10 protein-coding genes are annotated in these 10,551 nt (G+C 58.8%); 9 read left to right on the plus strand and 1 reads right to left on the minus strand.

Annotated elements, in window-relative coordinates; genetic code table 11:
• The first annotated feature begins 3 nt into the window (after positions 1-3).
• The 9 genes from cysG (at position 4) to WCA10_RS19710 (ending at position 9,702) form a co-directional block, all read left to right on the plus strand.
• The gene (gene cysG, locus WCA10_RS19670; RefSeq protein WP_472824223.1) at positions 4-1,377 is read left to right on the plus strand and encodes a siroheme synthase CysG; all 1,374 of its coding nucleotides are present in this window, start codon (positions 4-6) and stop codon (positions 1,375-1,377) included.
• Positions 1,378-1,494: 117 nt separating this feature from the next.
• Positions 1,495-2,361: an S-methyl-5'-thioadenosine phosphorylase gene (mtnP, locus tag WCA10_RS19675; RefSeq protein ID WP_472824232.1), complete on the plus strand. Its 867-nt coding sequence runs from the start codon at positions 1,495-1,497 to the stop codon at positions 2,359-2,361.
• A 108-nt stretch (positions 2,362-2,469) separates the two neighbouring features.
• Positions 2,470-3,393 (plus strand): PfkB family carbohydrate kinase, encoded by a 924-nt coding sequence (locus WCA10_RS19680; protein ID WP_472824224.1) that lies wholly within the window; start codon positions 2,470-2,472, stop codon positions 3,391-3,393.
• Positions 3,386-5,017 (plus strand): hypothetical protein, encoded by a 1,632-nt coding sequence (locus tag WCA10_RS19685; RefSeq protein WP_472824225.1) that lies wholly within the window; start codon positions 3,386-3,388, stop codon positions 5,015-5,017. Before WCA10_RS19680 ends, WCA10_RS19685 begins: the two co-directional genes overlap by 8 nt.
• Before the next feature lie 23 nt (positions 5,018-5,040).
• Positions 5,041-5,760, plus strand: a complete 720-nt coding sequence (locus WCA10_RS19690; protein WP_472824226.1) for an MgtC/SapB family protein — start codon at positions 5,041-5,043, stop codon at positions 5,758-5,760.
• Complete coding sequence (gene dapF, locus WCA10_RS19695; protein ID WP_472824227.1) at positions 5,757-6,581, plus strand: diaminopimelate epimerase; 825 nt, start codon at positions 5,757-5,759, stop codon at positions 6,579-6,581. The genes WCA10_RS19690 and dapF overlap by 4 nt, the downstream gene beginning before the upstream one ends.
• Positions 6,578-7,522, plus strand: a complete 945-nt coding sequence (locus WCA10_RS19700; protein WP_472824228.1) for a S66 peptidase family protein — start codon at positions 6,578-6,580, stop codon at positions 7,520-7,522. The genes dapF and WCA10_RS19700 overlap by 4 nt, the downstream gene beginning before the upstream one ends.
• A 47-nt stretch (positions 7,523-7,569) precedes the next feature.
• On the plus strand, positions 7,570-8,949 hold the full coding sequence (gene mpl, locus WCA10_RS19705; protein WP_472824233.1) for a UDP-N-acetylmuramate:L-alanyl-gamma-D-glutamyl-meso-diaminopimelate ligase: 1,380 nt from the start codon (positions 7,570-7,572) through the stop codon (positions 8,947-8,949).
• Between the two features lie 15 nt (positions 8,950-8,964).
• A complete protein-coding gene (locus tag WCA10_RS19710; RefSeq protein ID WP_472824229.1) occupies positions 8,965-9,702 on the plus strand; it encodes a lysophospholipid acyltransferase family protein in 738 nt (245 codons plus the stop codon).
• Between the two features lie 82 nt (positions 9,703-9,784).
• On the opposite strand, the gene WCA10_RS19715 is transcribed toward WCA10_RS19710, so the two are convergent.
• On the minus strand, positions 9,785-10,372 hold the full coding sequence (locus tag WCA10_RS19715) for an isocitrate lyase/PEP mutase family protein (RefSeq protein ID WP_472824230.1): 588 nt from the start codon (positions 10,370-10,372) through the stop codon (positions 9,785-9,787).
• Between the last annotated feature and the right edge of the window lie 179 nt (positions 10,373-10,551).

The following is a 10,551-nucleotide window of genomic DNA, read 5'->3' on the forward strand; positions in this document are numbered from 1 at the left end:
GCCATGAGCTTACTGCCTATTTTTCTAAAACTCGATGGACGGCCTGGATTGCTGGTGGGCGCGGGCAACGTGGCGCTGGAAAAGATCAACAGCCTGCTGATTACGGGACTGCGCCTGCGCGTGACTGCGCCGGAGGCAAAGCCGGAGATTCAGCAGCTTGCCCGCGAGAACCGGCTGGAGTGGATTCGGCAACGTTTTGATGCGAATGACCTCGACGGCAACTTCGTGGTGATTGCCGCTACGGATGATCCTGATGTCAACGCCACGGTTTATCGCGAGGCGGTTCGCCGGGGAATCCTGGTGAACAGCGTGGATGACCCACCACATTGTGATTTCTATTTTGGATCCGTAGTGCGGCGAGGCGATCTGCAGATTGCAATCTCGACGGCGGGGGAAAGTCCGGCTGTTGCTCAGCGGCTTCGGCGAGAAATTGATGCGCGGTTGTCCGCGGACATTGGGCCTTGGCTCAAGAATCTAGGCGCGTTTCGGCGTGAAGTTCTGGCAACGATTCCCCCTGGCGAAGCGCGCAAGGCTTTGCTGCATGAAATGGCGGAGCGGCCGTTTTTTGAATCAGATTCGACGCTTTTGTTCCCTTCAGAATATTTGACACCGGGCCAACCTGAAGAGAGTGTGGAAGGCAAAGTGTTTCTTGTCGGCGCTGGGCCGGGGGATCCTGACCTGCTCACGTTAAAAGCTCTGCGACTCATTCAGTCGACCGAGGTCATTCTGCACGACGATCTGGTCCCGCCGGCGATTCTGGAGTTAGCTGCGGCGGGCGCAGAAGTGGTAAACGTGGGCAAGCGTTGCAGCACGAAGAATATTACCCAGGAGGAAATTCATGCGCTGATGATTGCGCATGCCTCGGCCGGGCGAAGCGTGGTGAGACTGAAGAGCGGCGACCCACTGATTTTTGGCCGCGCGGGTGAAGAAATGAAAGCATTGACCGAAGCCGGAGTGGCCTTCGAAGTAGTGCCCGGAATTACGGCTGCCTTCGCGGCTGCGGCGGCAATTCCCTGCTCTCTCACAGATCGCAACGCGGCTTCAAGCGTAATCTTCTCGACGGGCCATCACGCACAATCGCACAATGACGCGCCGATTCCAGAAATCGAAGATGCTACGCGCGTGGTTTACATGCCGGGACGCGACCTTACCCTGTTGGCACTGGAATGGCTTGAGAATGGTTTGCCTGCCGATTTTCCCTGTGCGATTGTGTCCCACGCCGCGCAACCGGGTCAGCAGGTGCAGCGAACCACGCTCGGCGAGTTGGGGACGGCGCACCCGACCGAGTCGCCCAGCCTGCTGATTGCAGGGTGGGGAGTGCGCGACATGGCGGACAATCGCCTTCGCATGGCTGCCGGCCAAGCTGTGATCGCGTAATCTCGGTCGCACAATCGCAAAACAACGATTCAGTCCGAGGCGGTCCCGACCTTTATACTGAAGTGTTTGTTGAATCAATCTGACAGGCCGTCCTATTGCCTGTTGACGGGAGCGACATTGCCGCAGGCAGAGATCGGGATTATTGGCGGTAGCGGGCTCTATTCGATCCCCGGATTTACCAACGTCCACGAAGAACGCATTGATACGCCTTTCGGCGAGCCTTCCGACCCGTTCGTGCTCGGCGAACTGGAGGGACGCAAGGTCGCTTTCCTTGCGCGCCATGGTCGCGGGCACCGGATTTTGCCCTCGGAATTGAACTTCCGCGCCAACATTTACGCATTCAAAAAGCTCGGCGTAGAACGGATTCTCTCGGTTTCGGCTGTCGGATCGCTCAAGGAAGAGCACAAGCCGACAGATTTCGTAATTCCCGACCAGTTTATCGATCGTACATTTCACCGCATTTCCACTTTTTTTGGCGATGGCATCGTCGGCCATGTGGCATTTGGCGATCCGGTGTGCGCTGTGGTTGCCAAAGCCGCGGAACTGGGCTGCACGCGCGTCGGTGTCGTGGGCAAACTGGGCGGCACGTACGTTTGCATGGAGGGCCCGCAGTTCTCAACCAAAGCTGAATCGAATCTCTACCGCAGCTGGGGCGCGGACGTGATCGGAATGACCAACCTGCAGGAAGCAAAACTAGCACGCGAAGCGGAGATCTGCTATGCCACTGTCGCCATGGTCACCGACTACGACTGTTGGCGAGAGGGTCACGATTCGGTGACGATTGAAGAGATCGTCGCCGTTTTGCACCAGAATGCGGAGAATGCCTGCAAGGTGGTAAAGGCCACGGTTGCCGCGATGCCGGCGGAACGAGCGTGCGCGTGCGCTTCGGCAGCAAAGTTTGCCGTACTCACGCAGCCGGATGCGATTCCAGCCGCTGCCAAGGAACGACTGAAACTGCTTTTCGGCAAATACCACAACTGGTAGTTATGGAACTTTTTGAACCTTGGGTTGCCAATTCGGATACACGAATCGTCGAAAAACCACCGCCGCTAACACCGCTGGCTCAAACCCACCCTGGAGAAGAATTCACGCATGTCCATTACCGTAGTTGGCAGCGTTGCCTTTGACACTGTCGAAACTCCCTCAGGACGCAAAGAGCGCTGCCTCGCCGGCGCGGCCACTTACTTTTCGCTCGCCGCAAGCTTTTTCACCGATGTCCGCGTCATCGCCGTGGTCGGCGAAGACTTCGGCGCGGGCGAGCAAGCCGTCTTCGATGTGCGCAAGATCGACACCACCGGCATTCAGCACGCGCCCGGCAAGACGTTCTTCTGGCAAGGCTCGTATCTGGAGAATCTCAACGAGGCCCGGACGCTCAAAACCGATCTCAATGTCTTTGCCGGCTTCGAACCCAAAATCCCCGACGCATATCGCGATTCGCAGTTCCTCTTTCTCGCAAACATCGATCCTGTTCTTCAGCGCCGTGTTCGAGAGGCCACGCCTCAGGCCAGGCTGGTCGCCGGCGACACCATGAATTACTGGATCAAGGACCACAAGCCGGCACTGCTCGAGGTGCTCAAAGGCCTCGACATCCTCCTCATCAACGACACCGAAACGCGCATGCTCGCCGGCAACAGCAATCTCGTCCTCGCCGCGCGAGCTGTGATGGAGATGGGCCCGCGCATGCTCGTAGTCAAGCATGGCGAGTACGGTGCAACGCTCTTCCACAAGGCAATTCCCGGCGCCCCCGGATCACGCACCTTCAAAACTCCCGCCTTCCCGCTTGAGCAAGTCACCGACCCCACCGGCGCGGGCGACAGCTTCGCCGGCGGATTCTTCGGCTATATCGCCTCGCAGCGCGAACTCACGCCCGGCGCCTTCCGGCGCGCCATGTTCTATGGCTCCGTCATGGGCTCATTCACGGTCGAGCGCTTTGGAACCGAGCGGTTGCAGCAGCTAACGCGCGAGGAAATCGACCACCGCTTCAAGCTGTTCCGCGAGTTGACGCACCTTGACTGAAGAGCCGATTCGCCGCCCCATCGGCCGCAACGAGTGGCTGCTAGTGGCGGCGTCTACGGTGATTGCGTCTGCACTGGCAAGCCTTTGGAGTTGGCGCCACGACGCGATGCTCAATTACGGTGACGCCGTTGCGCATCTTCATATTGCGCGGCGAGTTTTCGATTCTCATCGGCCGGGCCTGTCGCAGCTCGGTTCGGTTTGGCTTCCGCTCCCGCACCTGCTGCTGATTTCCTTCGTTCGGGTCTACGCCTGGTGGGCCGACGGCATCGCAGGGATGATTCCTTCAGCACTGGCGTACGTTGCCGGGTGCGCAGGGGTCTATCGGCTTGCGCGCCACTGGCTGCGCCCATCTGCGGCAGTCGTGGCTCTCGCATTTTTTGCGCTGAACGCGAACCTTCTTTACCTGCAGACCACGGCGATGACGGAGCCGTTGTTTCTGTGCGAAATGGTTTGGCTCGCAGTGTGGCTGGTGGAGTGGCGCGGTGCTCTCAACAACGATCCGCCGCGTGCGGCGCGGCTATTGAGCGGCATCGCACTCGTTCTCGTAGCGGCAGTGTTTACGCGGTATGACGGTTGGATCCTGGCGTTTCTGGCGTGGACCTCTGTCGGGATTGTGCAGCTTCGCACCAGCACTCTTCGCTCGCGGACATTCTGGATCGCCAGTGCTGCTGTGGTTGCAGCGCCGCTGATCTGGTTTGCCTACAACGGGATCGTCTTTGGAGACTGGCTCGACTTCGCGCGCGGTCCGTATTCTGCGGCAGCGATCGAGATTCGCACCGCGATACCAGGGTCAGGACCCCCGCATCCCGGGTGGCATAATCCCTGGGTATCGCTAATCTTTTTTGTCAAGTGCGCCGAGATGGATGTCGCGCCGGAATCGTGGGGGAACCTCACGCTGGGGCTTGCGCTGCTGGGCGCCGCGTGGGGATGGCTCACAACGCACCGGCGTGCATTTCAATGGACGCTTTTGTTATGGCTGCCGATTCCTTTCTACGCATACTCCATCGCGTTCGGTTCTGTGCCGATCTTTCTTCCCGTCTGGTGGCCCCACTCCTGGTACAACACGCGCTATGGGATGGAGATGCTGCCGGCCTTCGCGCTCGGACTGGGATTCGTTGCGCAATTCACGCTTGCGGTTTTCCGTGAATTCAAACGAATCCTGGTGCCTCTTGCCGCCACAGCAATCTACGCGATCGTCGCCGTCAATGCGTGGGCGGTTCTTCGCGATCATCCTCTGACATACGTCGAAGGCACCAAAAACATTGAGTCGCGCCGCTCCTTCGAAGTCGAAATACCGCCCGTATTGCGCTCGCTGCTGGCGACGCGCCCTGGCAGCCTCGTTCTGATGGAGACTTCCGTGTATCCGAATCTGGTCGCATTTACGGGAATCCCGCTCCGCCAGACGATCAACGAGAGCGACAAAGAGTATTATTCTGCTGCATTAGCCGCACCTGACGCACATGCCGCAATCGTGGTTGCATTCGATGGCGACGAGATCGATCAGGCAGTGAAGGCACATCCCAATGGGCTTAGATTAGTGAGGCGTTTTGACGCTCCCGGGCAGAAATCGGGCACGGTTTACGTCTCCGATACCCCAACCGGCACGAAAGCTGCAGAGCGGTGATAGCATCAGCCAAGGTGGCAGCCATGTGTACGACATTGGCAAACATCTCAGCGCCTTTCGACTTCAGTTGGCTGCAGCAGGTCGTCGTTTTCAACGGCGCCATCCCCCGGCTGATCGTTGCATCCCTGTTGGGCGCTCTCATCGGTCTGGAGCGCGAGTACAAACGCAGATCGGCCGGTGTGCGCACAAACCTGCTCATCTGTCTGGGCGCAGCGTTCTTCACGCTGCTCTCGGCTGTGCTGGCCGGAGATGGAAGCCCGAACAAGGGACAGGTAGCGTCGAATATCGTTCAGGGCATCGGATTCCTTGGCGCGGGATTGATCATTCACAATCGCAGCCGGATCAGCGGACTGACCAGTGCTGCCAGCGTCTGGGTAGTCGCCTCCATCGGCATGGCGTGCGGCGCGGGATTGCTTGCCGCCGCCGCGGTAGCCACCGTGATCGTGATTATCGCTCTAGAATTGGTGGGGTTTCTTGAGCGCCGAGCCAGCATCAAAATCTACTCTCTCGTTTATGAAGCGCGTGGAGACGATCAGACAGCAATGCTTCACTCGATTCTCGACGCTATGGATAAGGCGGGCGAGCGGTTGGCCGACTTTGCGACCAACGCGATTGGCGATCTGCAGCGCGTGAGCTTCACCATAACCGCTACCAAGAAACAGCATGAACGGCTGCGGGGGCGGCTGCTCTCCGAGCCGGCAATCAACGCGCTGCTCAATTTCCGCGATCCGGAGGAAGATTGATTCCCTTTGCCAAGGCGCACGCGTGCGGCAATGATTTTCTAATCGTGACCGAAGATTCAGCAGCCAATCGCGACTTTGCGGAACTGACGCGCCGGCTTTGCGCGCGCAACACGGGCGTTGGTGCGGACGGTATCGAGTTCTTTGCCTGGATTGGCTCGAAGTGCGGAAGAGTCAGGCTTCACAACGCGGACGGCTCGATTGCGGAAATCAGTGGTAACGGAACCCGTTGCGTTGCCGCGTGGATGAGCTCGATGATCGGCGCGAAGGCTGGCGACGAGTTACGCATCGAGACAGATGCCGGATTGCGCATCTGCCGGATCAACAACGTGCTCGCAGATGGAGGATACTCAGTCGAAGTCACGACAGGCATGGGCATCCCCAGTTCCGCACGGAAAATAGTGACGCTGGCAGATGGCCGCTCCGTGGAAGGAATCGCGGTCTCTACCGGAAACCCGCATTTTGTGATCGTCGTCGAAGACCCAGACTTCTCAGTCGCCCGAAATGCGTGGCAGACAATCGGCGCTGAAATCTGCGCCCACTCCGATTTTCTGCACCAGACCAATGTTGAGTTTGTGCGCATTCTAAGTCCCGAAGAGATTGAGATCCGCATCTTCGAGCGCGGCGTTGGCCCGACGACATCTTCTGGAACCGGGACCTCCGCATCTGCGACCGCGGCCATTGCATTTCATGCATGTGCATCTAACTTGCGTGTATTGTCGCCGGGAGGAGCCCAGACTGTGAGTTGGCGCGGGCCGGGCAGCGAACTGGAACTGACAGGTCCTGCAACCTTGATTGCGCGCGGCGAGGCATGGTGCGGATGACGACCGGATCAAAGCCACTGATATCCGTTGGCCCGACTGCGCCGGGCGCCGGCGTCAGCGTTATCTCGCCTGCATCCTTTGCGATTCCGGAACGGGTTGACCGCGGCGTTGAACGTCTTCAAAGCCTTGGATACGTACCGCGTCTCGGAACAAACACGCAGGCGCGCGGTCCGTTGTTCTTTGCGGGAAGATCTGATGAGCGGGTCGCAGATATCCACGCGGCATTTGCGGATCCCGCTACGAGTTTCGTAGCAGCAGTAAGGGGCGGCTACGGATCGAATTACCTGCTGGAAGCCGTGGATCTTGCGCTTATCGCGAACCATCCGAAGCCATTCTTTGCCTACAGCGATATGACCGGATTGCAGCTTTGGCTCCTGGATCAGCTTGGGCTCCCAGCATTTCACGGCCCGATGGTTGGAGCGGATTTCTACCTTGAGGATGGCGTTCACCTCGAAAGCTTTCAGGCGGCGCTCGCGGGCAGGCCATACTCCGTGGGAAGCGCGGAAGGAATGCGCCCTCTGAAGGAAGGATCAGCACGAGGCACGCTTTACGGCGGATGCCTCAGCATTCTGGTCTCTTTGATTGGAACGCCCTGGGAGCCTGCAACGGAGAACAAGCTGCTATTTATCGAGGATGTAGGCGCCAAGCCTTACCAGGTTGACCGGATGCTCTGGCAGTTGCGGGAGGCAGGGAAGCTGAATGACGTGCGCGGCATCATTTTCGGGGAGATGCTCGATTGCACCTCGGCAGGCGCGCCAGAGAATCTGCTCGAAGACGCGATCCTTTTCGCGCTCAATGGAATCGACGTTCCCATCGCCTTCGGACTGCGCAGCGGGCACGTCTCAAGGCAGAACGTCACGTTGATCTTCGGCATTGAAGCCGAACTACGCGCCGGCAATGAAGCTCAACTGACGTTGCTTGAACCGGCGGTGCGATCTTGACTTCGACGCGCAAGCACATTCATCTGAGCGGCATTTGCGGCACCGCGATGGCTTCTTTGGCCGGCCTGCTTCAACTTGAGGGGCATCGCATTTCGGGGTCTGACAAAGCCGCCTATCCGCCAATGAGCGACCTGCTGCATGCGCTTGGAATCCCGGTGCTCGAACCTTATTCGGAATCGAACCTCGATCCGGCGCCGGACCTGGTGGTCATCGGGAATGCGCTTTCCCGCGGCAATCCCGAGGTGGAACGCGTGCTCGATGAGCGAATGCCCTTTACGTCGATGGCCGCACTAGTGCGCGAAGAATTTCTGAAGGGACGTGAATCGCTCGTCGTGGCAGGAACGCATGGCAAGACAACGACGACCAGCATGTTATCGTGGATTTACCAGGTGGCATCGCATCAAGACGCCGGGCTTGAGCCGTCATTTCTTATCGGCGGCGTCGCAGAGAACTTCGGCACCAGTTTTCAGCTTCGCCCGACCCACACGTTCATCATTGAGGGCGACGAATACGACACAGCGTTCTTCGACAAGGGGCCTAAGTTTCTGCACTATTTCCCGGATGCGCTCATCCTCACGCACGTGGAGTTTGACCATGCGGACATTTACGCCGATCTCGAAGCGGTGAAGATCGCATTCAAGCGACTCGTGAATCTTGTGCCGCGTCGTGGGCTGTTGGTTGCGTATGATGGCAGCCCAAACGTGACCGAGTGCATCAGCAAGGCCTTCTGTCGCGTGGAACGTTACGGATTCAGCGCGGAATCCGACTGGCAGATTCGCAACCTGCGTCACGCGGACGGCAAGACAAAGTGGGAGGTTTGGCAACACGGCGAGCTTTGGTCGGAACTGGCGATGCAACTCGCAGGCGAACACAATGCATTGAATGCGACGGCGGCAGCAGCATTGGCAGCCGGTCAGGGCATTCGCAAGGACGCGATCCGCTCAGCCCTGGCCAGCTTCAAAAGTGTAAAGCGACGGCTTGAAGTTCGCGATGTAATCCGCGGCATCACCATCATCGATGATTTTGCGCATCATCCAACTGCGATTCGTGAGACGCTGCGCGCGCTGCGATCGGTGTATCCCGATGCACGCATCTGGGCTGTGCTGGAACCGCGTTCGAACACGCTTCGGCGCAAGGTGCTGGAAAACGATCTGATTGAGAGCCTGCGCCTGGCCGATCGCGTGATGATGGCGGGCGTCTATCAGCAGCAGCGCATTCCTGACGCGGAGCGGCTTCACCCGGAGGATGTTGTCGACGCGCTCAATGCAGCGGGAACGCCGGCCGAGTTGCATCCGGATGCTACCGAGATTGTCGAGAGCATCGCGCCGCAACTGAAGTCCGGCGATGTGGTCGCCATCCTCTCCAATGGCGGCTTCGACGACATCTATGAAAAACTTCCTGCGCGAGTCAGAGTTCGTCAGGACTGATCGCGAAAGCCTGCCATGATCGCCTCACTGCTACTTCTCATCACGTTCGTCATTCTGGGCATTCCCACCGCAATCATCTTCATTCCATGGTCGATTATTACCGGCAATGTTCTACCGCTGTATAACGCGACGCAGATGATTGTCAGGACCGGCTACTTTTTGGCGCGCATTCGAATTGAGGTGAGCGGCCGCGAACTCGTTCCAGCGAACACTGCGTGTATCTTCATGGCAAACCACGTTTCGAACCTGGACCCGCCTGCGCTGATTCCAAATATCCCGGGACGCACATCCGCATTTCTCAAACGATCGCTGATGCACGTGCCGGTGCTGGGCTGGGGTTTTCGGCAAGGCGAGTTCATACCCGTCGACCGCGACGGCCGCAAGGAAAGCGCGCAAGAGAGTATTGCGGCCGCACGCAAGGTGCTTGCGAAAGGCGTACACATCACGACATTTGTGGAAGGAACACGGTCGAAGGATGGGCGCATGCTTCCCTTTAAGAAGGGCCCTTTCTACCTGGCGCAGGAGACCGGGGCACCGTGCATTCCGGTTTCAATCTGGGGTACGGAATCGATGATGTCAAAAGGAAGCATGCACATTCGTCCCGGAACGGCGCATGTTATATTTCATGCACCCGTTTTTCCGGCCGACTATGCAACCCGAGAAGAACTGTTGGCTGCTGTGCGCACCGCCATCGCTTCGGGCTTGCCGGAGTGGATGCGAAATGAGAGCGGAACAGAGTTGGTTCCTCAATAGTCCTTCGCGCCGGTGCCTGGCCTATATGCGACTGATTGCATATAGGGGGGTGCCCCCGTCAGACTTCTGCCCGGCTGTTCACTCACTCGAACATCGCCGTCAACTCAGAGATGTACAGCGCCTCGTCGGCAAACCCGAACGTGCCGTCGTCGATCACTTCACGCGCCGCATGCAGAAACGCGGTCAGCGCCGCCCGGCTGAACCCCGATCCAATGCTGATCCGTCGCACGCCCAGTTCGCCAAGCTGCGTCACGGACAGCCGCGGCGCGCCCTTCAACCCCATCAGCACATTCACCGGCTTTGTCACCGATGCGCAAACCGTCCGAATGTCCTCGGGCAGAGTAAGCCCCGGCGCATACAACACTGCGGCCCCGGCCTTCTCAAACGCCTGCAACCGTGTGATCGTGTCGTCCAGATCCGACCGCCCATGAAGATAGTTCTCCGCCCGCGCCACAAGCAAGAAAGGAAACGGCAATGCCTTCGCAGCCTCCGCCGACGCGGCAATCCGCTCCACCGCATGATCGAATTCATAAATCGGCTTCGCCTCGTTCCCAGTCGCATCCTCAATCGATCCGCCTACAAGCCCAACCGCGGCCGCCAGCCGGATCGTCTCTGCCGCGTCCTCGGGCGCGTGTCCGTACCCGTTCTCAAGATCCGCGGCAACCGGCAAGCTAGAGCATTTTCATAATTACTGTACTCCGTAACCGCAGTGTCGGAAGAACGCCTGCGCGTTTTGGGGAGTGATGGCGTCGATGGCGCGCGCGATGGCCGGTTCCAGCTGATCGAGCGCGCGGGCTTTCACTGCTCGCAGGAGTTGTTTCAGCTTGGACCAGGCTTGCTCGATGGGAT

Source organism: Occallatibacter sp. (assembly GCF_049582745.1).
GTDB lineage: Bacteria > Acidobacteriota > Terriglobia > Terriglobales > Acidobacteriaceae > Telmatobacter.

Excerpts from the sequence above, each read along its gene's own strand:
- cysG (WP_472824223.1), top strand. The coding sequence starts at position 4 with ATGAGCTTACTGCCTATTTTTCTAAAACTCGATGGACGGCCTGGATTG.
- WCA10_RS19680 (WP_472824224.1), top strand. The coding sequence starts at position 2,470 with ATGTCCATTACCGTAGTTGGCAGCGTTGCCTTTGACACTGTCGAAACT.
- WCA10_RS19690 (WP_472824226.1), top strand. The coding sequence starts at position 5,041 with ATGTGTACGACATTGGCAAACATCTCAGCGCCTTTCGACTTCAGTTGG.
- WCA10_RS19700 (WP_472824228.1), top strand. The coding sequence starts at position 6,578 with ATGACGACCGGATCAAAGCCACTGATATCCGTTGGCCCGACTGCGCCG.
- mpl (WP_472824233.1), top strand. The coding sequence starts at position 7,570 with ATGGCTTCTTTGGCCGGCCTGCTTCAACTTGAGGGGCATCGCATTTCG.
- WCA10_RS19710 (WP_472824229.1), top strand. The coding sequence starts at position 8,965 with ATGATCGCCTCACTGCTACTTCTCATCACGTTCGTCATTCTGGGCATT.